A 24,207-nucleotide genomic window follows, 5' to 3' on the forward strand; every position below is an offset into this window, starting at 1 on the left:
TTACTGTTTTGGCGCCATTTCATTTAAGAAACTGGTGCCATAGTCCATCGCTTCTAAGCCGAAGTAATCGGCCAACGTTTGGCCAATATCGGCAAATGAGCTTCTTAACCCTAAGTTCACGGCTTGTCTGTTTTTGCAGTAAACAATCACAGGAATGTGCTCACGGGTGTGGTCTGATCCTGGCCATGTTGGGTCGCAACCATGATCCGCGGTGAAGATAACCAAATCATCATCGGCGACGGTTTCTAATAGCTCAGGGATACGAGTATCAAAATACTCAAGAGCTGCCGCGTAGCCAGCCACATCTCGGCGATGTCCGTAGCTAGAATCAAAATCTACAAAGTTAGTGAAAACAAGGGTGTTGTCTCCAGCGGCTTTGATTTGCTCTAAAGTCTTATCAAATAAAGCTTCAAGACCTGTTGCTTTATGGCCTTCGCTGATGCCGGTATGGGCATAAATATCCGATATTTTACCAATAGAGATTACTTTGCCGTTGGCATCGGTAAGCTTTTCCAACACGGTCTTTGATGGCGGCTGAACAGCAAGATCTTTACGATTACCCGTGCGCTCAAAGCTCTCTGAATCGGCACCAACGAACGGGCGCGCGATCACTCGACCAATGTTGTATTCGTTGACCAATTCACGAGCAATAGTGCACAGCTCATATAAACGCTCTAGGCCGAAGCTTTCTTCGTGGCACGCGATCTGAAATACGCTATCGGCGCTGGTGTAAACAATCGGTTTACCCGTGGCCATGTGCTCTTCGCCTAAGCGTTGGATGATTTCAGTACCCGAAGCATGGCAATTGCCTAAAATACCCGGCACGTCTGCACGTTTGATGAATTCTTCAAGCAATGATTCTGGAAATGAGTTTTCTAATTCAGAAAAATAGCCCCATTCAAATAAAACGGGAACGCCAGCAATTTCCCAGTGACCGCTAGGCGTATCTTTACCGCTGGAAAGCTCTTCAGCAAAACCATGGCTCGCTATGGGTGCGTCTGTTTGCTCTAAGCCAGCAGGTACCTTGCCTTTACTGCTCTGAGTCGCTGCATTGACCAATCCAAGCTGGGTTAGGTTAGGTAATTTAATAGGACCTTGTCGGTTAATGTCAGCTCGACCTTCAAAGCACTCTTGTGCAATGTGGCCAAAGGTATTTGCCCCCACATCACCAAATTTATCGGCATCAGCGGTTTCGCCTAGGCCAAAGCTATCTAAAACTAAAATGTGAGCTCGTTTCATGTGGTTCACCTTTTCGTATGACTGTGAGGGAAACAGCGCAATTACCCAAAAAGTGCCTTGCGCTTAAAAAATGACGAGGTTAACCAGTCACAGTTTCATATACAGACTGTAATGCGTCTGGTTTTTGGTCAGAGACGGTAAATGACGACAATAATCGTTCTTTTACACTGTCGTACTGGGCTTGATCACGAACATGCACCTCTAATAACGGGTCACCTTGTGCTACTTGCTCGCCAATTTTAACAATATTGTCTAATCCAACAGCATGATCAACTTTTTGATCCGCACGAGAACGACCGCCGCCTAATTGAACAACCGCCAACCCTAGTTCGCGCGTTTTAATGGAGCTAATGTAGCCTGCTTGCGGAGCTGTTAAGGTTAGCTTGAGTGGTGCATGTGGCAAGTAAGATTCCATTTTTTCAACAAAATCGTTTGGACCACCTAAAGCACCGACCATTTTTGAAAATACTTCTAAAGCTTTGCCGCTATCGAGCGCTGCCTGTAGCTTTTCATGCGCTTGCTCTAGATTAGTCGCTAATTTTGCACTGACGACCATTTCTCCACATAAAGCCATGGTGACTTCATGTAATGCCTGATCGCGATAGGCACCTGATAAGTAACGTACAGCTTCGCGCACTTCTACAGCATTGCCCGCTGAACGTGCTAATACTTGGTTCATGTCCGTTAATAAGGCGGTCGTTTGTGTGCCAGCGCCGTTGGCGACTTTTACAATGCTCTGCGCTAAGGCTTTACTGTCTTCGTAGCTTGGCATAAAGGCACCGTCGCCTACTTTCACATCCATCACCAGTGCATCTAAGCCTGCTGCGAGCTTTTTCGAAAGGATAGACGCCGTGATTAAATCGATACTCTCTACCGTAGCGGTCACGTCTCGAATACCGTAGAAGCGCTTGTCGGCTGGGGCGAGATTGCCGGTTTGACCAATAATGGCTACACCTACATCACGAACGATGTCTCTAAAACGATCGTTGTTAGGGTAGGGGTCGTATCCTGGAATACTTTCAAACTTGTCTAATGTACCGCCTGTATGCCCTAAACCTCGACCTGAAATCATTGGAACGTAGCCACCAACGGCAGCAACCATCGGGCCAAGCATTAAACTCACAACATCACCGACACCGCCAGTACTGTGCTTATCGACGATAGGTCCATTAAAATCTGACCAATCTAGAACGTGACCAGAATCACGCATGGCTAGAGTTAGCGCAATACGCTCTTCAATGTTCATGCCTTTAAAGTAAACGGCCATTGCAAACGCACCAATTTGGCCTTCGGTCACGCTTTCGTCGTGAATGCCTTTTACAAACCACTGGATTTCTTCTGTGGTTAGAATTTCATTGTTGCGTTTCCGACGAATAATTTCTTGGGGTAAATACATGCCTTGCCTCATAAATAATTTATTAGTAGCCGCTTTTGCTAGATGATGATTGATGGCCGAGAGTTTCTAATAGGCTGCCCAGTAGGCTACTGGCACCAAAACGGAATGTTTGAGTGGTAGCCCAAGCATCTCCCATGATTGAAGCCGCTAAATTTAGGTACTCAGCTGCGTCTTCAGCGCTTCGTACACCGCCAGCGGCTTTAAATCCGACCGGCTTTTGGCTGTCTTTGATGGCTTGAATCATAATGCTAGCCGCTTCTAAGGTGGCATTAACGGCTACTTTACCAGTACTGGTTTTAATGAAGTCAGCACCGGCATTAATTGAAATTTCAGATGCACTTTTAATCAATGCATCTGTTTTAAGTTCACCTGATTCAATGATGACTTTTAACTGAACAGCGTCGCCACAGGCGGCTTTACATTGCTTAACTAACTCATAGCCTACTTCGGTGTTCCCTGCTATTAATGCGCGGTAAGGGAAAACAACATCGACTTCATCGGCACCATCTTTAACGGCTTGAATTGTTTCATTTACGGCGCGCTCGATATTGTCGCTACCATCCGGGAAGTTGGTAACAGTCGCAATTTTAACTTGATCTAATTCTAAGGCCGTTAGCTGTGATTTAGCCGTTTTTATAAATTTCGGATAAACGCAGACTGCAGCTGGGTGCCCTTCAGGTGTTTTCGCTTGTTGGCATAAAGCTTCAATAACGGCATCGGTATCGTTGTCGTTAAGCGAAGTAAGATCCATTAGGGATAAGGCTTTGCGGGCAGATTCTTGAAGCTGAGTCATTATTGTTGTCCGTTTGGTCAAATAAATAAGGCTTATTCTAGGCTTAAATGACCCTGAACTCAACGGTTCAAGCAGACTTCGATGAAAATTTCACCCTTTTCAAATGTAAACGGTAAAACAACAACGGGTTTATTGTCTAAATGCTCTACTTTATGCCCTTCGCCTTTTATAATACTGGGTGTGGCTAAGTCGAATTCAAGCCCTTGCTCACTAAGTCGGCGTTTTGCACCGCCACATACCATGTTGGTGATTTCTCCGACTAAGTCGTAAGCCGAATCATCTAATTGCTCTAATGGCTCCCCGAGCATTTTTTGGTAGATATCCAAAAGAACGTCTTCAGTAAAGGTGATTGATAAAGACCCATTGTTACTTGAACTATTTAATAAAATATAGCCGCTAACAACCCCTTGAGCATCGTCTCCGACCTTAATTGATGGCTTACCTATTTCACCCGTCAGTTGAGCCATACTTTCAGTCACTTCTAAAAGGGCTTCTACAAATGGGTTAATTAATTTAACGTCCATAATACTCACGAATTTATATACTACTGCTAAAGTTAGTAGATATCTGGCAGAATGCAGCTTTATATTTATATTTTTTTTGATTGAGCAATTATTGCTCTTTTTTCTGGAGAGTGTACGAGTGACAAAAGCATCTCGTTTGAAGCAATTTTTAGTAATTATGTTGGTGGCTTGGCTGGCTTTAGGTTTAGTTTCAATCTGGCTGTTTTATAACCAAGTTGAGGTGTGGAAGCTAGTCACGATACTGTCCCTATTAGTTGTATCTGTTGGCGCGAGCTTGGCAACTTTGAATCAGTCCCAAATCGAGTTAGCTGAAACAAATAAAGCCCATAGTGCTACTAAGCGGCAAGTGCAAGAAGCTCGGTTGAAAATTGATCGTTACGAGTATGATTCAAAAAAATCAGGTGAATTGAGACGCATTGTTTTAAATTCAACCCAAGAAAAGGATCACGCCTTGCAAAACATGGCGAATGCCTTGGATCATGCCATGGATGAGTTGATAGAAATTTCTCATCAGTCAAGTGATGATTTAAATCAACAAGTAGAGTTTCGAGCGAAAGGGATGAAACAGTATGCTTTTGATTTAAAATCTTTAGCGAAATTAGAGTTGAAATCTGAAATTCCACAACTCCATGAAATGAATTTTATTGAGCAAATAGGTCCATTGGTTGACGATTGGAATGCATTTGGCAAAGGCCATAAAGTTTCCGTGAAGTTAGATAACCCAGAAGATCATATGCCTATAATGGCCGATGAACTCTGGTTAGAAAATTTATTATCGCGGGTAGCACGCGCACTGATCAGAATGAACCACGATACAAAACTTACGGTGCATTTAATTGGCTATTTGGATGCAGATATTGGCGATGCTTTACGGATAACATTTGCAATAGATGGGCGCGTACTTTCTGAAGAGCAATTAAAGCGAGTATTAACGGAATATGTGGCTATTCTAGAAAATGGACAAGATGTTGGCCCTGGCCTTACGTTTGTGGTTGCTCGGCGCATGGCGCAGCTACTTAATGGGCAATTAGATATTAACGCATCTGATCAAGGTACAGAGGTGTTAATAATTATTCCTAGAAATCCTTTTGAACAAAATTATGAGTAAAAAAACGGCGCATAATGCGCCGTTTTTTATTGCTGTCTATTATTGATTGTTAAAGGTCGGTGTAACCCAAGAAACATCTTCTGGCCACTGCTTAGGTTTTTCTAAAGGATACAAGCCGACAATACTTTCCATATGGTCTTTGTAATCTGCTTTCATATCTTTTCCTATTTGGTGCAGTGATAAACTACGTACGTTGTCCGCCAATACACGATTCTCATAGAATCGTTTAAATCCATCTAAGCTGATCTGATCAACTTCGTGGGCTATGCGACGGTAGCTGTTAAAGTTGTAGTTTTCATCTTGAATGTTATTCCAATAACGACTGCTTAACTGATATAAGTTCTTATCGTCTTCGAGCAAATTAGTTTTTAAACCTTCTTTAAAAATATTAAATTCTTCATCACTCAACGATTGCAGTGTTTGCCGGTAACGGCTTAAGAAACGATCTGAGTAAAGCTGCAACAGAGCAGGGTCTGTACTTGGTGATTGGATATATAACACCATGCCAGGATGACCATCAAGCGGATAGGGTCGTGCCATAACAATATAACCAAGCTGCTCTTTTGTTCTTAGTTCGGTAAAATAGGGCGCGCTGATCATATCAGCTAGTAGCGCATATAATGCTCGCTCTCTAAGAGAGGCGTTTTCACCTTGGTAATATTGTAAAAAAGCTGAGTCAGAGTGATCTATAAATATAGAATCGACAAAGGTACGGGTAGGTATCTTTGCTAACTGCCGGCTGACGTTGGCGGAACCCTGTTGTGGGATGATAGAGTTAATTCGATTCGTCCAACGAATAGCATCGTCTTTAACTAAATTGCCGTGAATGAGCACATTGAGTTTGCTTGATGTTAACCATTGAACGCGTGATTCTTCCAGCTGAGCTTTAGTAAGTTGTTGCACGGCTTCGAGCTTTGCCTCAACAGAAAATGTATTGCTGATTAGCCATTCGTTAAATCGCCGCACCACTTGGCTAATCACGGGTTCTTCATCTGCATTTCTTAAATTACGTAAAAATTCTTCGCGTTTTACCGCCAAACGATCTGCATTAATTTCATGCTCCGCAAGTTCTAATAAAAGGGTGTCGAGCAGCAGTTGAAGTTTATCTTGATAACCATACAGGCGAATAAGGAGGCCATTATCCACTAAGCTAATGCCATACCCGGAACCTGCCAAACTCGCTTCATAGCGAACTTCATTAAGCGCATCATTGATGAGCATTAAGTATAGTGATGTTGCTGAACTATTTAACGCTGACTGGTTAGCGAAATCGGTTTCGAGCAGAATGTGAACATCCACCTTGGGTGTTTTAAACTTATCATCTTGTTCAAACCAAACGGTGATATTCTCTTCTGTAATTACTCGCTGCGGGTTGGCTGAAAACAAACCAGATTCTTCATGCTCTAACGGATAAACCGTTAATTGAGATGGTATAAATGGGTTAGGTGTAGGTAACGCTAAGTTGGTCTCTAGCGTGGGTGAACGCCAATTAGCGAGTAAATTGCCCGGTAGGTCACTAACGCCATAGGGGGTTTGGTAATATTGACTCAACTTTGTAGTCTTTGCGCTTGGATGCGTCAGCACAATCAATGCATTATCAGGTTTGAGCTTTTTTAATACGGCTTTAATTTGATCGGGATTAAAGCTTTCCATGCGAAATGGACCTGAAAGTAATTTTTCCATTGGGTAGTAACGTAAACGCTCCGCAAGCACGGTTGCAGTTTGGCCAGCTGAAACTTTTTCAGAAAATTGGAACCCAATTTCATTGATTTGTTGTTGTTCATCAAATATCCATTGCTGAATACCCTGGTTAGATATTAGCTCTATTTGAGCAAATAATAGCTCACCAATAGCCTCCCAGTTTTCAACACCTTCGGGAGTGAGATCAATAGTTACGTTAAAGGTAGTATTTGATTCCGTTAATCCGTAAGAGCCGGCGGAAAGTTGCTCTGCCCATCCCTTGCTCTTCAACTCAGATAATAAAGACCCAGTTGATTCATGCCCAAGCAGGTGGGCAACGTAGTTTTCTGGTCGGTTTGCTATCGATTTGGCGGTGCCTTCTATTGGAAATCTAAAGTTTAGTTGGCGAAGTTCACTGCGGGGTTCAACCTCTAGTAACAACGGCAACTGGCTGGGAGAAAGAAGGGCTTGATCATAAATCGGGGCATTACTGTCTATGTCTCGAATGCCGCTAAAATTTTCCGTTACCCAGGTTTCAAGTTGATCCATCGATTGTGGCGCGTAAATCGCTAAAGCCATACGCGAGGAAACATAATGCTCTTTGTAAAATTGTTTCAGCCTGTCACTCATGTTATCAGTTGCTAATGTATCTAATGTACCAACGCTGAGCATGGCAGCAGGATGATTCGGGTTGACCACTTCGCGGATAGCATCTTCAATGCGTCGGCCGTCATTTTGTAGGCTCGCGCTATATTCTGAGTGAACAGCATTTCTTTCTCTGTCGGAGTAAACAGGGTCAAATAATGGTGCAATAAAAAATTGTGCAAAGCGGTCGAGTGCTTCAGGTAATGCCGGCGCGTTAATATCAAAATGGTACAGAGTGTTTTCCGAACTGGTATAGGCATTGTCGCTGCCACCGTTCTTTTCAATAAATTGTTGGTAGGCATCGGCTTCGGGGTATTTTTCGGTACCGAGAAATAACATGTGTTCTAAAAAGTGAGCTAGGCCCTGCTTGTCTTTAGGGTTTGCCCATGAGCCGACAAATACGTTCATCGCAGCGGCCGCTTTTTCGGCGCTGGGGTCTGATACTAAAACAACTTTAAGACCATTTTTTAACGTCAATGCTTTAAAGTGGCGAGTTTCAGCATCGCTAACAATGATGTTTGAGGGGTTTTCCCCTGTTTCCTTCGGCTTAAGCCACCAAATACCGGTGACGACTAACACAACCACAATCAGCACGCTGAGGGCGATAAGAACGCCTTTTTTCATTAGAAACCCCTTAAAAATAATCCAGACTGAATCGTCGGAGAATAAAAGAGTCATTTTAACGAGGCCAGCTCTAGAGCGCTAGTCGGAATAATTGGAGATTTACCGATTTAGCCGCATAATAGGGTCTTTTGAATTTAAATGAGGGTGAGGTCACATGCAGAGTCACGTTGTAGACGTAACGCAGGAAAATTTCCAACACATTATGTTTGAAGAATCTAAGCAGAGACTTGTGTTGCTTGATTTCTGGGCAGACTGGTGTGCACCTTGCAAAGCTTTAGGACCCATTCTTGAAAAATTGGCGGCAGAATACGATGGCCAGCTGCTGTTAGCTAAAGTAAATGCCGATGAACAACAGGCAATAACAGCAAATTTTGGCGTTCAAAGCTTACCAACCGTAGCACTCATTAAAGATGGACAGCCCGTTGATGCGTTTCAAGGTGCCGAGCCAGAAAGTGTTATCCGTGAAAAGATAGCGCCTTTTTTACCCAGTGAATGGCAATTAAAAGCGCAAGCAGCCCAGCAGCTGATGGAACAGCAGGATTTCCAGAAGGCTCTGCCTCTGCTGTTAGAAGCTTATACATTAAGTGAGGAAGTTTTCGAGGTCGCCATTCTGATTGCGGAATGTTATGTATCTTTGAAACGCTGGTCAGAAGCTGAAGCTGTTTTATCTGAAGCTAGTTTAGAGCAAAAACTTCATCCAAGTTATGAGCCAATTATGGCCAAAATTGAATTGATGAAAGAGGCCGCTGACACCCCTGAATTACGCGAATTACAAGCTAAGCTGGAAACAGACCCAGAAAACACCGAGCTCAAATATGAGCTGGGCGTTCAATACAGTCAGGTCGAACGGGTTGAAGAAGCGTTAGAGTTGTTGTTAGACGTATTAAAGGCGGATATAAACTACCTTGACGGCGGCGCTAAGAAAATATTCTTAGATGTGATCAGTGGATTACCAGCGGGAGATGCGTTAGCCGCACGTTACCAGCGAAAATTATTTACTTTGCTATACTGAGTATATTCATCTTTTACTGTTCAAATACCAAGCAGCCGCTTTGAGGTTCTACACGTATGAAGCACCTTCAATATCATGATGTTCCAATCTCAGTCTCAGATTTAGAAATTGGAATGAATATTGTTAGCCTGGATCGCCCTTGGAAAGAAACAAACTTCTTACTTCAAGGGTTTATCATTAAATCCCAAGAAGAAATCTATCAGCTGCAAGCCCAATGTGAACAAGTATTTGTGCAAGTAAAGATGGAAGAAGTAGAAGCCTTTAAACGTATGTTGGCGGCGAAACCCAAAAACAGAAACGGAAAAACACGTAGACCAGGTGTTGATGGGCCAGTAACCGATATTCCTGTTGCCTATAAAGATCAGGTGCCATTCGAAAAGGCCGTTGACTCTGCTCGAGTTACCTTTGATTCGGCAAGGTCTATGGCCAATACCGTGATAGATGGCCTGCGATTCAGCCGAAACATTAACATGGACGAATGCCGCCAGGCTGTCGAAGAGATTGTTGACAGCGTGTTATCCAATAAAGACGCGTTGCGGTTTTTAAGTCAAATAAAAAGTAAAGATAACTACACGGCTGAGCACAGTATGAATGTGTGTATATTGTGTGCAACCTTTGCTAGGCATTTAGGGTTACTCGATTTCGAGATTAAAACAGTGGCACTGTGTGGTTTGTTACACGACGTAGGCAAATCAAAGATTCCTATTGAAGTGCTCAACAAGCCCGATCGATTCAATGCGGGTGAAGCCAGGATGATGGCCCAGCACACAACTTTTGGGCGTAACATATTAATGTCGATGGGAGGTAACCATCGGCATGCAGTAGAAGTAGCGCACTCTCATCATGAGCGCATCGATGGAAAAGGTTATCCAAGAGGTTTAGACGGAGATACCATTCCATATTACGCTAAGTTGGTTTCTATCGTAGATGCGTACGATGCGATGACCAGTGACCGAGTGTACGGAACCCCTAAATCATCTGAGTTTGCGCTCGATATTTTATTAAAAAATATGGGTACTCAGTTTGACGAAGCACTGACAAAAGAGTTTGTAAAGTGCATCGGCGTATACCCAGTGGGTTGCTTAGTAGAGCTTAAATCTGGTGAGGTAGCCGTGGTGATTGGGGCAAATGAACTAGACCCTTCTAGCAGTAAAATTCTAATAGTCAGTGATGAGAAAAAACAGCCGACACCATTTGAACGAGTAGTAAATTTGGCGAGTAAAAACCCTGAAGGGTTTACCATTTTAAAAGAATTGGCGAACGGTTCTTTTGGGTTTGATGTGAAGTCTTATATTAAAAAGGAATTTGCACTTTACAATCGGTAAGCGTAACCGCTCACCGATTTTTAAAGCTACTTAGCCTTTTTCGAGTAGCGGCTTTAAGTACTTACCTGTAGCCGATGCCTTATCTTTTGCAATATGCTCTGGCGTTCCAGCTGCTACAATGTTACCGCCTTTTACGCCACCTTCTGGCCCTAAATCGACAACCCAGTCGGCCGTTTTAACGACATCTAAGTTGTGCTCAATAACGACCACGGTATTTCCGTTATCACGAAGTCGATGTAATACATCGAGCAGTAACTTAATGTCTTGGAAGTGCAAGCCAGTGGTAGGTTCATCTAAAATATATAAGGTACTGCCAGTGTCTCGTTTTGATAGCTCGCGTGCTAGTTTAACTCGCTGTGCCTCACCACCAGAAAGCGTAGTGGCGCTTTGGCCCAGTTTTACATAAGACAAACCAACGTCCATCAATGTTTGTAATTTACGAGATAGCGCAGGAATAGCTTCAAAAAATTCAGAGGCGTCTTCAATCGTCATATCGAGCACTTCATGAATGTTTTTGCCTTTATAACGTACCTCTAGAGTTTCGCGGTTATAGCGTTTACTTTGGCAAACATCACATGCCACGTATATATCGGCTAGAAAGTGCATTTCAACTTTAATTAAGCCATCGCCTTGGCAAGCTTCACAACGGCCACCTTTGACATTAAAACTAAAGCGCCCCGGAGCATAACCGCGTGAGCGTGCTTCTTGTGTTGCGGCAAATAAATCACGTACTGCGGTAAAAATTCCCGTATAGGTTGCTGGGTTGGAGCGGGGAGTACGTCCAATCGGGCTTTGATCAATATCTACGACTTTGTCGAAGTGGTCTAACCCTTGAACCGATTTATAGGGTGCAGCCGTTAAGGTGGTTGCGTTATTCAATTCGGTCGCGGCTAGCGGGTAAAGTGTGCGGTTTATTAGAGTTGATTTCCCTGACCCTGAAACACCTGTAATACAAGTGAATAAGCCAACCGGTATTTCTAATGTCACATCATTCAGGTTGTTGCCCGAAGCCCCTTTAATAACCAATTGCTTATCTGGATCTATCGGTAATCGTTGCTTTGGAACATCAATTTTTTTCTTGCCGCTAAGGTATTGCCCGGTGATGGAATTTTTGTTTTTCATGACCTGCTTCGGTGTGCCAGCGGCAATGACTTGGCCACCATGAACACCTGCGCCTGGGCCAATGTCTAATACGTAATCGGCTGTCATAATGGCGTCTTCATCGTGTTCAACCACAATGACTGTGTTGCCCATGTCGCGTAAATTGGTCAGTGTTTTTAAGAGACGATCATTATCACGCTGATGCAAACCAATAGATGGCTCATCTAAAATGTACATTACGCCAACTAAGCCTGCACCAATCTGGCTGGCTAAGCGAATTCGTTGAGTTTCACCGCCCGATAAAGTATCGGCGCTTCGATCGAGTGATAAATAGTCTAAACCGACGTTTTCTAAAAAGGTGAGCCGTTGAATAATTTCTTTTAAAATTTTATCGGCAATTTGTGCACGTGCGCCCTGTAGCTTTAACTTATTGTAGTAGGCGACGGCATCGGCTATCGACATACGGGTAACTTCAGGTAACGTAATGCCTTCAATAAAGACATTGCGCGAGCTTTCCTTCAGGCGGCTACCATGGCAACTCGGGCAGGCTTGCTCGGCCATTAGTTTAGAGAACTCTTCACGTACCGCGTTACTGTCTGTTTCGCGGTAGCGCCGCTCTATATTTGGTACTACGCCTTCAAAAGGATGGCGACGGTTATACACCGACCCTCGGCTGTTCACATAGTTAAATTCAATTTCAACATCACCGCTGCCTTCGAGCACGGTCTTTTGAAATTTTTTCGGCAGCTTGCCAAAGGGTTTTTCAATATCGACTTTATAATGTTTAGCGAGCGAGGTGAGCTGACTAAAATAATAAACGGACCGGCGATCCCAGCCCATAATGGCACCTTCGGCTAAGGTCAGCTTTGGGTCTCTGATTACTTTGTCTAAATCAAAAAATTGCTTTAACCCTAAACCATCGCATTCGCCACAAGCACCGGCCGGGTTGTTGAATGAAAACATTCTTGGCTCTAACTCGGTAATAGAGTAACCACAGACAGGGCAAGCGAATTTGCTTGAAAACACCATGTCTTCACCATCGCCATCCATCCAAGTAATCTGGGCAATGCCTCCTGTTAATGCAAGGCAAGTTTCAAACGATTCGGCTAAGCGTAGGTTTATGTCATCTCGCACTTTGAAGCGATCGACAACGGCTTCAATGGTGTGCTTTTTACGTTTATCGAGCTCAGGAACTTCGTCTAGGTCCATTACAGTGCCATCTAAACGTACACGTACAAAACCTTGCGCTTTTAACTCGTTAAATACATGTAAATGCTCACCTTTGCGATCACGGATCAACGGTGCTAACAGCATTAATTTGCTGCCTTCAGGGAGCGCGACGACTTGATCGACCATTTGGCTAACCGTTTGTGCTTCTAATGCTTCGCCATGTTCTGGGCAGCGCGGAACGCCCACTCTGGCAAATAAAAGGCGTAAGTAATCGTAAATTTCAGTTGTAGTACCAACGGTAGAGCGAGGGTTGTGGCTGGTTGTCTTTTGTTCAATTGAAATGGCAGGAGACAGACCTTCGATGTGGTCAACATCTGGCTTTTCCATCATGGATAAGAATTGGCGAGCATAGGTAGATAAAGATTCTACATAGCGACGCTGCCCTTCGGCATATAGTGTATCGAACGCAAGTGAAGACTTTCCGGAACCTGATAAACCGGTAATAACCACGAGTTTATCGCGAGGAATGTCAATAGTGATGTCTTTTAAGTTATGAGTGCGTGCGCCTTGGACGGAAATTGTGCCCATTAGAACCTCGATAATGAATGATGCAAGGGAGCAAAGAAAACATAATTTTCTAAGAAGATCCAGCGGAGGTTTTACCCTCCGCATCAGAATAGACCAATACGGCTGGGGAGTCGGATTGGATTACTCTGTTGGATCTGCATTTCGAGTGCGTGAAATTCGAAAGGCAATGCAAATATACTGTATGAACAACCAGTTATCTAGTGTTTTTTATTACTTTATCGCAAGTCTCTGATAGAATTCGCGACCGAAATAAACAGTAATTGAGGAAGCCCCAAAGCTCATGGCGCTGAATAGTCTAGAACGCAAAGCCCTATCGGGTTTGGCAATGTTGTACGCCTCTCGTATGTTGGGTTTGTTCATGGTGTTGCCGGTATTAACGCTCTATGGGCAAGAATTGTCGGAAGCGACACCTTTATTGTTAGGAGTGGCATTAGGTATTTACGGGGTTACGCAAGCCTTATTGCAAATACCCTTTGGTAGCCTGTCTGACCGTTATGGTCGTAAGCCGCTGATTTATTTTGGTTTGGTGTTATTTTTAATCGGCAGTTTATTATGTGCCTTTAGCAACAATGTGTTCGGCATGATCGTTGGTCGGGCGCTGCAAGGCTCTGGAGCTATCTCAAGTGTCGTGCTAGCAATGTTAGCTGATTACACGCGAGAAGAAGAACGCTCAAAGTCGATGGCCATTGTAGGGGCTGTGATTGGTGCAAGCTTTGTGGTTGCTGTGGTTTTAGGTCCCATTATCAGTGGGTTTTCGGGGTTGTCCGGTCTATTTTGGTTTACGGCTGGGTTAGCGCTAGTCAGTATGCTCATTGTTGCAAAGTTACCACCCGTGCCAGACGCTCGTGTTCATGAAGAGCGGCAGGTAAAAACCAGTTTAATCGGCACCGTCATCAAAAACCCATTTGTCGGAGTGCTGAGCACTGGGATATTTCTTTTGCATGTCACGATGACGTCGGTCTTTGTTGGGTTGCCACTAATATTAGTCGAGCGTGGCTTAGCCTCGGAACAACTGGGTTGGGTGTATGGACCCGTAATGGTATTGGCGTTTATAGGCATGGCGCCCATGATGATGTTTGCTGAGAAAAGGCAAGCCCAGCTGCCTTATTTGAAAATGGCTGCCGCATTCATGGTTGTCGCGCTTGGGTCTTTAGCCAGTTATAGCGGGCTATGGTTCAGCGCTTTCGCACTTTGGTTGTTTTTTGTGGGGTTTAACTTTGTAGAGGCTACACTGCCTTCATTGTTGAGCCGGCGAGTAGAGCCCGGTGTGCGAGGCACCGCCATGGGCGTGTTTGCAACCTCACAATTTTTAGGTGCGGCAATAGGTGGCATCGCAGGTGGTTATGTTTATACATTGGCTGGTTTTTTAGGCATTGCAATACTGGGTGTAGTAGCGAATATTCTATGGAGTGTTATGCTACTCGTTCTTAAGAGTTCGCCACAATCAAAGCCGGCTTAACACTCATTTTAGAAAGAATTGATATCGATAGGAATTCGTTATGGCGAAAGGTACAGTAAATAAAGTAATTATTTTGGGCCGCTTAGGCCAAGATCCAGAAGTGCGTACAACTGCTTCAGGCACTCAAATTGTGAATTTAAACGTGGCCACTAACGAGTTAGGCCGCGCCGATGACCAAGGTAACCGTACCGATGTGACAGAATGGCACCGCATTGTATTGTTTGGGCGTACCGCCGAAATCGCTTCGCAATATTTGTCAAAAGGCTCACAGGTATATATCGAAGGCCGATTACAAACCCGTAAGTGGCAAGATCAAAACGGTCAAGATCGTTATTCAACTGAAATCGTCGGCAACGAAATGCAGTTCATTGGCGGCCGTAGCGACAACCAGCAACAAGGCGGTGGCTTTGGTCAAGCGGCACCTGCACAAGGTGGCTACCAGCAACCACAACAGCAAGGCGGTTACAACCAGCCTAAGCCTCAGCAAGCTGCACCACAGCAACAAAGCGGATTTGGCGCACCGCAACAAGGTGGCGGGTACCAGCAACCACAGCAAGCCCCAGCACAAGCACCAAGCCAGCCAGCACCGCCAGCCGGTGGCTTTGACGACTTTGATGATGATATTCCGTTCTAGCATTCCACTGAGCTTTATCGCCTAAAGCCCAATTCTAAAGCCCTTTAGTTAAGGGCTTTTTAATGCCTGAAGAAAGGCAAAATGGCTTCTAGTAAGATAGATGCTTTATTTAGGGGTTATAAATATGGATGTTGAGAGTTGCAGGGACGTTGCTGAATTTAATGCAGATAAGAGTGAGAAGTATCTTGAGCAGAATGCCTGCTCGTTGAGAGCTACACCAAAAAGGCTCAGTAAATAGGAAACCAAAACTTTCCTACAAAAGTGCACTCTCACTCCTGCAATCACAAAAATATTCATAAATCGTTTTTTACGACGGTTATTACAAATAATTGATTGCTTAAATAAATCTGGTCAATAATTACGCTTTCTGCGCATTGAATGAACCCTCATCATCAGGCTGAGCGTCTAAGCCATCGAATGTTTTTTCAATAAACAGGTCTCGTTGTTTCATGTTAACCATGAATTTTGCTTTAGTCACACCAAATGGCAGTTGCACTAAACCTGTATTAGGTCCGGTGGGCACTAGGGCCATCATTTTTGTCATAGGTTTATAGGGTTGAGCCTTTTTCCCGGCTTTTGTAGCAAGGATATTTTTAACCAGCAAGTCCGCCTGCATACCCGCTACGTAACCTAGTTTTGGGCTTCCGGTATTCGCAATATCCCCAAGTGAATAAAGGTTATCGTAGCCTTCAACTTGAAAATAGGCGTCTACTTTTACGTAGCCTTGTTTGTTTAGTGCGGCCGATAAATGTGGTTTAAGAAATTCGGAGTTTGGTTGAGTTCCGATAGCCGAAAATACCAAGTCAGCCGTTATGGTGTGACCAGTGTTGGCGTCTTGGTACCGATCACCTTCGGCTCGATACAGTCGGTTCGTCTCAATTTTTACACCGAGTGCTTCTAATTGCTTAAATGCAAGTTTCTGTGCCTTAGGTTTAAAGGTGTCTAAAAGAGTTGATTGGCTATGTGCTAGCGTGACAGTTTTCTCTGGAAAGGCCGCTGCTATTTCGCCTGCAAGCTCTACACCGACAACGCCTCCGCCTAGAATAAGAATATCTTTTGCGGCCTGAATATCTTGTCGTGTTTTTATTTGTTCCTGATTTCTCATTTCCAGCACGAGGCTGTTATTACTTTTGACCATCGGCATCGTTTCATAGCGGGAGCCCGTGGCGATGATTGCTTGTCGAAAGGTAATAGTTTCGCCGTTTTCAAGAATGACTTGGTGTTGATTCATCTCGGAAACACCACTGTGGATAAATTTTCCGGCCAGAAAATCGGTGTAACGTTTACGGGGGCTTTTAGGGAGTAATTCAGGTGCTGTGACGTTCCGTAATGTTGCGTAGGTCACTTCGAAGTAATCTTTCCGGTCCAGCATGAGCGTATTAATGCCTGCTGCGGCTAATTTCTGCGCCACTTTAGCACCAGAAAAGCCACCACCGATGATAAGGGTATCTGTATGAATCATGTTAAAACTCCTATTAGTTATGTTTAGCAGTTTACTCTTGCTGTTCTGCAAATAAATAGTTAACTTTGCAAAGTTTATTTGCAAATATGAAATAATTATGAATTGGAACGATATACGATTTATTCTGGCAATAGCGGAGTTTGGAAAATTACAGGAAGCCGCCGAGGCTATGAAAGTAAGTCACACGACCGTTTGGCGGAGAATACAAGCGTTAGAAAAGGGCATTGGTGCCCAGCTATTCGTTAGCGATCGTCAGGGCTACCGCTTAACCGATATTGGTGAACAGGTAATTCGGCATGCCAAAAACGTTTCCGACAGCATGGATGCTATTGACGAGATTGTCTCTGGGCAAAAAACTGAATTGAAAGGGCTCATTCGGATTACCGTGCCTCTTCAGGCGGCCAACACGTTTTTACCGTCTGTTTTGAAGGAATTTCGAACGCTGTACCCACAGATTCAATTTGAAGTCATCCAAAGCAACGTGCAGCTCGATTTGGAGAGGCGAGAAGCAGACATTGCCATTCGCGGTACGAATAAAGCACCCGATAATCTGGTCGGAAGATGCCTAGGCAGAACGAATTGGTCTTTGTTCGTTCACGATGAATATTATGAAGGTCGGCTGATGTCTTTAGAAGAAATCAAACGGCTACCCTTGATCGGATACCAAACGGCAAGTACGCCATCACTGCGGTGGTACGACAGTGCGTTTCAGGAATGCCCAAAGGCTATTTTGTGCAATGGTATAGACGAGGGTCAAGGCTTCGCCGAGGCCGGTTTGGGCGTGGCGTTGTTACCAACGAATGGTGATAACGCGTTAAATGAAATCTATACCTTGCCTGAACGGTTTGGTGTGGAGCTTTGGTTGTTGACGCACAAAGAAATGCGTAATTCTGCAAAAATTAGGGCCTTTTGGGAATTTCTCTTAGCAAAGTTAGAGCAACATGAACTATTACGTAAAGCAATGGCTAAACGCATTGAATAACCGGACTGCCTTCGTTACTGGGCGTCGGCATTCTACAAATGTAATCATCCCCGCCACCTGATACTTTAGCATGTGGCGGCTGTGTGATATCAGTGATAATAATTTAAGTTAATAACAATTGTTAATTTTTAAAAGCCTCGATCTACGAGGTTTTTTGTTTGTAAGTTCATATTCCAAACCTCTGAGCCAATAGCCTCCAGGTAAACTGTAGTTTTTTAAGCTGAAAGACTCTTCGAGCTAATCTTTGCTCATTTTAAAAGTACAATAAACCGAGTTTGGCCGTTTTCTTCAAACGGCGTTAAGGATCCCACTAGTTAAAAATCACTCTGAAAGTATTGAAAAATTCAATTGTTACCCGTAACATGGTTTTTGCGTTACGGGTAACATGCTAGAATTTAAGTAAGCTTCCCGTTCGATGAAACAACAATAACAATCAATTAACTTAAGGTTTTCGTGATGAAAAAATTTACTTCCAAAGCGATAGTCACCCTCGTAGCCGCTGGATTAATGTCTTCAACCGTTTTCAGTGCAGACTTTAAATTTAAGTTCCAATCTTCAGACCCTGCGGGCGTGAAGAATTTTGAACTTCAGCAAGATTGGGCCGACCGAGTGGAAAAAATGTCGGGCGGCCGTATCGATATTGATCTATTGCCAACGGGTGCCGTTGTTAAACACACCGAAACGATGGACGCGATGAAGCTGGGTATCCTAGATGGCCACATTACGTCGACTAGCTACTTCGCGGGTAAAGACCCAGCTTTTGCGTTGTTAGGAGGAACTGTGGGGGCATGGTCAGATACGACACAGCTGCTTCAGTTTATGAATTTTGGCGGCGGTAACGAACTAATGGAAGAGTTGTATGCACCCTACGGCGTTCAATTTATTGCCGCTTCTACAACGGGTTTAGAAGCTTTTGTTTCTAAAGTACCGCTTAATGGCGTTGCCGACCTTAAAGGATTAAAAATGCGCGCACCTGAAGGCATGGTGCAAAAGGTATTTGCAGCAGCAGGAGCATCACCTGTTAATTTACCAGGCTCAGAAGTCTTTACTGGATTAAGTAAGGGGGTTATTGACGCTGCGGATTACACCGTATTCTCAACCAACCATGCACAAGGCATGCATGATGTAGCTCAGCATCCAGTTTACCCAGGCTTTCACTCATTACCTTTGATTGATATATCAATGAGTAGCAAAAAGTGGAACAAGCTGCCTGAAGATTTGCGTGAGATTTTAAAAGTTGCATCGCGAGATTTCTCTTACAACATTACAAATGAATTAAAAATGGCCGATGCCGTTGCTGTTTCAGAAGCGCGTGCAAACCCGAGCATTACTATTCATGACTGGTCTGCAGAGGAGCGAATGAAATTCCGTGCTATTGCAAAGACTGAGTGGGAAAAAGCTGCTAAAGCATCTCCGAGCGCTGAAAAAGCCTACAAGGTGCTAATTGAGTATATGGAAACTTCGGGTCTGCTCTAATTATTTCTAGAGTCTTAGTTTAAAGGAGAGCGCAATGCTCTCCTGAATTTTAAATCTCAAGAGGATTCACTATGTCGACCCATGAGTCTGACACACAAGAACATGAACCTAAAAACTTCTTAGACCATGCCATGAAATGGTTGGGCGATGTGGCAAGCCTCTTGTTCTTGCTGACTGTCCTAATCTCGTTCTATGAAGTTGTAATGCGATACGTGTTTAACATGCCGACCATGTGGGTTCACGAATCTGCATCCTTTATTGGCGGTTTGTTGTTTGTACTTGGTGGTAGCTATGCACTGGCCACAAATCGACACGTTCGTGTAGTGCTTATTTACGACATTGTCTCTGGCAAAACACGTCGAATTTTGAATGTGTTTCATCACCTAATGGGGATGTTATTTAGTGGTTTGATGGTCTATGCCTCCTTTCATATGGTTTCTGCGGCTTGGTACTCTCCATGGGGCGGCTTTAAGTTAGAGAGCTCTGGTTCGGCTTGGGATCCGGCGTTTCCTGCACTCACTAAATTATGGATTCTTATAATTTTTTCGATCATGTTTTTGCAATTCTTGCTGCATTTGGTTCAAGAGATCGCAGCGTTTCGGAGTACTAAATAATGTTTGAGCTGTCTGCCTTAGGTATTGGTTGGGTCAGTCTGATCATGCTTGGCCTGATGATTATATTACTGTTAACTGGAATGCAGTTGGCGTTTGTTACTGGGCTTGTTGCTGTTTTTGCTGCGGTTGGATGGTTTGGAATAGATGCCTTGGGTGTTGTTTCGAGCCGTGTATTTAGCTTTGTTGGCAGCTATGTATTTTTAGCCGTCCCTATGTTCGTGATGATGGCGGCATTGTTAGATAGGTCTGGTATCGCGACAGATTTATTCGATGCGATGAAAAAAGTGGGTCGAAAACTTAACGGTGGCGTTGCTGTTCAGACACTATTGGTAGCCGTTGTGCTGGCATCTATGTCAGGTGTTATTGGCGGTGAAACTGTTTTACTCGGTATTCTTGCGTTACCGCAAATGCTGCGCTTAGGCTATGATCGCAAGTTAGCCATAGGAACAACGGCCGCAGGTGGTGCTCTGGGAACAATGTTACCGCCTAGCATTGTCATTATTATTTACGGCTTAACAGCGAACGTCTCAATAGGTGATTTATTTAAGGCCTCTTTTGTACCTGCTCTCATGTTGGCGAGTTTTTATATTATTTATGTACTGGTCGTCGCAAAACTTAACCCCGCTAAAGCGCCCATTCCATCGGCAGAAGAACTGCGTGAAGACGATTTAAAAAACGTCAATTACGTTCGGGCTTTGTTGTTTCCATTTTTAACGGTTACAGCGGTATTGGGTAGTATTTATGGTGGTATCGCTTCGGTAACGGAAGCGTCGGCGCTGGGTGTTGTTGGTATTGCCATTAGCGCTGCAATTCGTAAAGAGCTTACTTGGACTGTCCTTAAAGAAAGTGCCCAAGCTACCATGCGTACCTGCGGCATGATTATTTGGATAGGTATTGGTGCAACCGCATTGGTTGGTGTTTATAACTTAATGGGTGGCATCGACTTTGTAGAGTCACTGATTTTATCTTGGAGTAATGGCAGCGTAATGGGCACAGTCCTCATTATGATGGTTATTCTACTTATTCTTGGCATGTTTTTAGATTGGGTGGGCGTGGCGTTGCTGACGATGCCTATTTTTGTACCCATCATTACAGGTTTAGGGTTAGACCCAATTTGGTTCGGTGTGGTATTTACATTGAACATGCAAGTGTCATTTTTATCGCCTCCATTTGGTCCGGCTGCCTTTTATCTTAAATCGGTTGCGCCAAAAGACATATCATTGGGTGAAATATTTGTATCGCTCATTCCATTTATTTGTTTGCAAATTCTAGCGCTGACATTAGTGATTTTATTTCCTGAAATTGCTCTGTGGTGGAAATAAACATGACGGTCCTTACTGATATTTTGAAACCAACAACATTAAAGATTGTTGTAATGGGCGTTTCTGGCTGTGGCAAGTCGGCGATTGCAGCTGAACTCGCTAAACGGCTGGGCGTAGAGTATGTCGATGGTGATCATTATCACGCCGAATCAAGTATCGAAAAAATGAGCCGTGGCATACCGTTGACCGATGAAGATCGCTTAGCTTGGTTGCAGACACTTAATGGCGTTATTCAAAAAAAAGATGGTTTGGTATTAGCCTGTTCAGCACTAACACCAATGTACCGATCCCTACTAAAGGAGGGAAATCAACAAGTTACTTTTATATACCTGCACGGTTCCATTGAACTTATATGGTCGCGAATGCGAGAGCGTGTTAACCATTATTTTGCAGGGCGAAAGCTATTAGAAAGTCAGTTCGACACATTGATTGAACCGAATGCCGATGAAGCCATCGCAATCTCAATTGATCAGCCAATAGAACGTATTGTTGAATCAGCACTTGCGGCATTATCAGGCAGTGCGTCAGCTAAACGAGGAGAGACATTGTGAATCCAATCGTTGCAAAAGTTACTCATGAGATAGAGCATCGCAGCCAGAATACCCGTAAAGAGTATCTAGAGAAAATACGAATTCAGGCAAATCAAAAGCCAAATAGAGATGCATTGAGCTGTGGAAACTTAGCGCATGCTGTTGCCCCTTTTGAAGAGCAAGAAAAGCAAAAAATATTAGATAAGCAGCGCTCCAATGTGGCCATTGTAACGGCCTACAATGATATGTTAAGCGCACATCAACCTTATAAAGATTACCCAGATACTATTAAGAAAGTTCTTTTTGGTGAGGGTCACTCGGCGCAAGTTGCAGGGGGTGTTCCTGCTATGTGCGACGGTGTCACGCAGGGGCAGGTGGGCATGGAAATGTCTTTGTTTTCCAGAGATACCATCGCAATGGCGACGTCCGTTTCGTTGAGTCACAATATATTTGATGCCACTTTATTGCTTGGGATTTGCGACAAAATTGCACCAGGCCAATTAATGGGCGCACTGGCTTTTGGGCATTTACCTACGGCGTTTGTGCCCGCCGGACCGATGGCCAGTGGCATATCGAATGATCAAAAATCACAGGTACGCCAAAAGTTTGCAAGTGGTGAAGTGGGCAAAGAAGCTTTGCTGGCTTCAGAATGTTCAGCCTACCATTCTCATGGAACTTGTACTTTTTATGGCACCGCAAATACTAATCAATTGGTATTTGAAGCCATGGGCTTAATGCTACCAGGTTCTGCATTTGTACACCCAGATGATGAATTAAGACTTGAACTAACTAAATTTATCAGCCGCCACGTTGCATCTTTATCGCGTGGATCAGATAACTATCGGCCTTTAGCAGAAACGTTTTCCGCGAAGACCCTAGTGAACGGTTTAGTCGCTTTGCTATCTTCAGGAGGGTCAACAAACCATACCATTCACATGATTGCTATCGCTCGTGCTGCAGGCCTCATTTTAACATGGGAAGACATCGATGCATTGTCAGAAGTTGTGCCATTGTTAGTCAGTATTTACCCCAACGGTAGTGATGATATTAACGCCTTTCAACACAAAGGCGGTACACCGAGGCTACTAAGCCAACTCAATACATTAAATTTATTGCATATGGATGTTCAGCCGGTTTATGGGTCAATGAGCGACTATCTAAAATCGCCTAGCCTATCCGCAGAAGGTGAGTTGGTCTTTAGGGAGCTCGATGATATTAGCGAATCAAATGTCATCGCAACATCAGACGCTCCGTTCAAATTTAAAGGCGGTTTAAAGTTGCTAAAAGGCAATTTGGGTCGTGGTGTCATGAAGATATCAGCAATTGAAGCAAGCAACCTTGTGGTGACTGGCGAGGTCAAAGTTTTTAGTGATCAAAACGATGTTGTTGAAGCCTATGAACAAGGCATTCTGAACGGCAACTATATCGTTGTTGTTCGATTTAACGGGCCATGTATGAACGGCATGCCAGAACTGCATAAACTCATGCCAATTATGAGCAATCTGATGAACAAAGGGCATAGCGTTGCGTTAGTCACCGACGGAAGATTATCGGGTGCATCGGGTAAGGTTCCTGCCGTACTGCATGTGACGCCAGAAGCCGCAAAAGGTGGTGCAATCGCGTTACTTGAAGATGGCGATTTGGTAAGTATCGACGCAATCAAGGGCACCATTGAGTGCGGCACTGATCTTAGCGATCGTTCTGCGGCAACCCCACCAAAGACTAATTATGAAAGTGGCTATGGTCGCGAATATTTTCAACTGTTTAGACAATCGGTTAGCCCGGCAGATCAGGGCGCCAGTATATTTTTTAATGGAGATGTATCATGATCGCTCAAAAGAATGTCAGTGCTGTATTTGAAGCTTCACCTATTGTACCCGTGATGGTCATTAAGGATCTTGCTGTTGCTATACCTCTTGCACAGGCCTTGCTCGATGGCGGTATTAATGTGTTTGAAATAACATTACGCACAGAAGCCGCTTTGGATGCCATTGAAAAAATAGCTAAAACATTTCCACAGGCTATTGTAGGGGCTGGTACAGTATTAAGTACGCAGCAATATGATGATGTCGTCGCCCGTGGCGCGCAATTTGCCATTAGCCCTGGGTTTACGTCTAATCTATTAAAACATGCCTCTGGCCAAGCGGCACCGCTTATTCCGGGTGTTTCTAGTGCCAGCGAAATGATGCAGGCACGTGAATTGGGATACACCCATCTTAAGTTCTTCCCAGCAGAAGCTAGTGGTGGTGCAAAGGCGTTAAAAGCGCTGACTGCACCTATTCAAGATGTAAAAATTTGTCCGACGGGCGGTATTTCAGAAGCTAATATGAATGATTATTTAGAATTGGCTAGCGTAGTCTGTGTTGGTGGAAGTTGGATCATGCCAGAAGCCGCAATTGAAGCGAAGCGATGGGCTGAAATTACCGATCTGACGAAAAGTGCCCTAGAAAAAGTTGCGTCTTAATATCAAGCCAAAGCTTTAATAAATCTGTTAGACTTTGTAGGTTGCCCTTAGTGGGTAGC

21 protein-coding genes are annotated in these 24,207 nt (G+C 44.0%); 13 read left to right on the plus strand and 8 right to left on the minus strand.

The features are described from left to right. The 4 genes from QWZ13_RS07005 to QWZ13_RS07020 form a co-directional block, all read right to left on the minus strand. Complete coding sequence (locus QWZ13_RS07005) at nucleotides 1–1,239, minus strand: phosphopentomutase (protein ID WP_290281127.1); 1,239 nt, start codon at nucleotides 1,237–1,239, stop codon at nucleotides 1–3. A gap of 79 nt (nucleotides 1,240–1,318) precedes the next feature. Further along, a complete protein-coding gene (deoA, locus tag QWZ13_RS07010) occupies nucleotides 1,319–2,647 on the minus strand; it encodes a thymidine phosphorylase (RefSeq protein WP_290281128.1) in 1,329 nt (442 codons plus the stop codon). A gap of 10 nt (nucleotides 2,648–2,657) precedes the next feature. After that, the gene (deoC, locus tag QWZ13_RS07015; RefSeq protein ID WP_290283301.1) at nucleotides 2,658–3,428 is read right to left on the minus strand and encodes a deoxyribose-phosphate aldolase; all 771 of its coding nucleotides are present in this window, start codon (nucleotides 3,426–3,428) and stop codon (nucleotides 2,658–2,660) included. 59 nt (nucleotides 3,429–3,487) lie between these two features. Continuing rightward, nucleotides 3,488–3,952 carry a chemotaxis protein CheX gene (locus QWZ13_RS07020; RefSeq protein WP_290283302.1) on the minus strand — a complete coding sequence of 155 codons (465 nt, stop codon included), beginning with the start codon at nucleotides 3,950–3,952 and terminating at the stop codon, nucleotides 3,488–3,490. Between the two features lie 118 nt (nucleotides 3,953–4,070). Between QWZ13_RS07020 and QWZ13_RS07025 the strand changes: the two genes are divergently transcribed. Further along, nucleotides 4,071–5,060, plus strand: coding sequence for a sensor histidine kinase (locus QWZ13_RS07025; RefSeq protein WP_290281129.1), 990 nt, complete (start codon nucleotides 4,071–4,073; stop codon nucleotides 5,058–5,060). 39 nt (nucleotides 5,061–5,099) lie between these two features. Here QWZ13_RS07025 and QWZ13_RS07030 read toward each other — a convergent pair whose 3' ends face one another. Then, nucleotides 5,100–8,063, minus strand: a complete 2,964-nt coding sequence (locus QWZ13_RS07030; RefSeq protein ID WP_290281130.1) for an insulinase family protein — start codon at nucleotides 8,061–8,063, stop codon at nucleotides 5,100–5,102. Between the two features lie 100 nt (nucleotides 8,064–8,163). Between QWZ13_RS07030 and trxA the strand changes: the two genes are divergently transcribed. Next, nucleotides 8,164–9,021 (plus strand): thioredoxin, encoded by an 858-nt coding sequence (gene trxA, locus QWZ13_RS07035; RefSeq protein WP_290281131.1) that lies wholly within the window; start codon nucleotides 8,164–8,166, stop codon nucleotides 9,019–9,021. A gap of 56 nt (nucleotides 9,022–9,077) precedes the next feature. After that, a complete protein-coding gene (locus QWZ13_RS07040; protein ID WP_290281132.1) occupies nucleotides 9,078–10,346 on the plus strand; it encodes a cyclic di-GMP phosphodiesterase in 1,269 nt (422 codons plus the stop codon). A gap of 30 nt (nucleotides 10,347–10,376) precedes the next feature. On the opposite strand, the gene uvrA is transcribed toward QWZ13_RS07040, so the two are convergent. Next, on the minus strand, nucleotides 10,377–13,205 hold the full coding sequence (gene uvrA / locus QWZ13_RS07045) for an excinuclease ABC subunit UvrA (RefSeq protein ID WP_290281133.1): 2,829 nt from the start codon (nucleotides 13,203–13,205) through the stop codon (nucleotides 10,377–10,379). Between uvrA and QWZ13_RS07050 the strand changes: the two genes are divergently transcribed. Genes QWZ13_RS07050 through QWZ13_RS07060 form a run of 3 tightly spaced genes read left to right on the plus strand, consistent with a single transcriptional unit; the run spans nucleotide 13,174 to nucleotide 15,298 of the window. Then, nucleotides 13,174–13,437 (plus strand): hypothetical protein, encoded by a 264-nt coding sequence (locus tag QWZ13_RS07050; RefSeq protein WP_290281134.1) that lies wholly within the window; start codon nucleotides 13,174–13,176, stop codon nucleotides 13,435–13,437. The genes uvrA and QWZ13_RS07050 overlap by 32 nt on opposite strands. 48 nt (nucleotides 13,438–13,485) lie before the next feature. After that, the gene (locus QWZ13_RS07055) at nucleotides 13,486–14,664 is read left to right on the plus strand and encodes an MFS transporter (protein WP_290281135.1); all 1,179 of its coding nucleotides are present in this window, start codon (nucleotides 13,486–13,488) and stop codon (nucleotides 14,662–14,664) included. 40 nt (nucleotides 14,665–14,704) lie between these two features. After that, a complete protein-coding gene (locus QWZ13_RS07060) occupies nucleotides 14,705–15,298 on the plus strand; it encodes a single-stranded DNA-binding protein (protein WP_290281136.1) in 594 nt (197 codons plus the stop codon). A gap of 105 nt (nucleotides 15,299–15,403) precedes the next feature. On the opposite strand, the gene QWZ13_RS07065 is transcribed toward QWZ13_RS07060, so the two are convergent. Together QWZ13_RS07065 and QWZ13_RS07070 are read right to left on the minus strand one after the other, a co-directional pair. Beyond that, entirely contained in the window at nucleotides 15,404–15,583 is a 180-nt protein-coding gene (locus tag QWZ13_RS07065) for a hypothetical protein (RefSeq protein ID WP_290281137.1), read from the minus strand. A gap of 73 nt (nucleotides 15,584–15,656) precedes the next feature. Next, nucleotides 15,657–16,760: an NAD(P)/FAD-dependent oxidoreductase gene (locus tag QWZ13_RS07070; protein WP_290281138.1), complete on the minus strand. Its 1,104-nt coding sequence runs from the start codon at nucleotides 16,758–16,760 to the stop codon at nucleotides 15,657–15,659. A 97-nt stretch (nucleotides 16,761–16,857) separates the two neighbouring features. Here QWZ13_RS07070 and QWZ13_RS07075 point away from each other — a divergent pair, with 97 nt between their 5' ends. From QWZ13_RS07075 to QWZ13_RS07105, 7 genes are all read left to right on the plus strand, one after another. Continuing rightward, the gene (locus tag QWZ13_RS07075) at nucleotides 16,858–17,742 is read left to right on the plus strand and encodes a LysR family transcriptional regulator (protein WP_290281139.1); all 885 of its coding nucleotides are present in this window, start codon (nucleotides 16,858–16,860) and stop codon (nucleotides 17,740–17,742) included. Nucleotides 17,743–18,198: 456 nt separating this feature from the next. Next, on the plus strand, nucleotides 18,199–19,218 hold the full coding sequence (locus QWZ13_RS07080) for a TRAP transporter substrate-binding protein (protein WP_290281140.1): 1,020 nt from the start codon (nucleotides 18,199–18,201) through the stop codon (nucleotides 19,216–19,218). A 71-nt stretch (nucleotides 19,219–19,289) separates the two neighbouring features. Continuing rightward, nucleotides 19,290–19,832 carry a TRAP transporter small permease subunit gene (locus QWZ13_RS07085; protein ID WP_290281141.1) on the plus strand — a complete coding sequence of 181 codons (543 nt, stop codon included), beginning with the start codon at nucleotides 19,290–19,292 and terminating at the stop codon, nucleotides 19,830–19,832. Continuing rightward, on the plus strand, nucleotides 19,832–21,154 hold the full coding sequence (locus QWZ13_RS07090; RefSeq protein WP_290281142.1) for a TRAP transporter large permease: 1,323 nt from the start codon (nucleotides 19,832–19,834) through the stop codon (nucleotides 21,152–21,154). Before QWZ13_RS07085 ends, QWZ13_RS07090 begins: the two co-directional genes overlap by 1 nt. A gap of 2 nt (nucleotides 21,155–21,156) precedes the next feature. Next, the gene (locus QWZ13_RS07095; RefSeq protein WP_290281143.1) at nucleotides 21,157–21,705 is read left to right on the plus strand and encodes a gluconokinase; all 549 of its coding nucleotides are present in this window, start codon (nucleotides 21,157–21,159) and stop codon (nucleotides 21,703–21,705) included. Further along, a complete protein-coding gene (gene edd, locus QWZ13_RS07100; protein ID WP_290281144.1) occupies nucleotides 21,702–23,513 on the plus strand; it encodes a phosphogluconate dehydratase in 1,812 nt (603 codons plus the stop codon). Before QWZ13_RS07095 ends, edd begins: the two co-directional genes overlap by 4 nt. After that, nucleotides 23,510–24,148: a bifunctional 4-hydroxy-2-oxoglutarate aldolase/2-dehydro-3-deoxy-phosphogluconate aldolase gene (locus QWZ13_RS07105; RefSeq protein ID WP_290281145.1), complete on the plus strand. Its 639-nt coding sequence runs from the start codon at nucleotides 23,510–23,512 to the stop codon at nucleotides 24,146–24,148. Before edd ends, QWZ13_RS07105 begins: the two co-directional genes overlap by 4 nt. Nucleotides 24,149–24,207 lie beyond the last annotated feature (59 nt).

The organism is Reinekea marina (genome assembly GCF_030409715.1).
In the GTDB taxonomy this organism is placed as follows: Bacteria; Pseudomonadota; Gammaproteobacteria; order Pseudomonadales; family Natronospirillaceae; genus Reinekea; species Reinekea marina.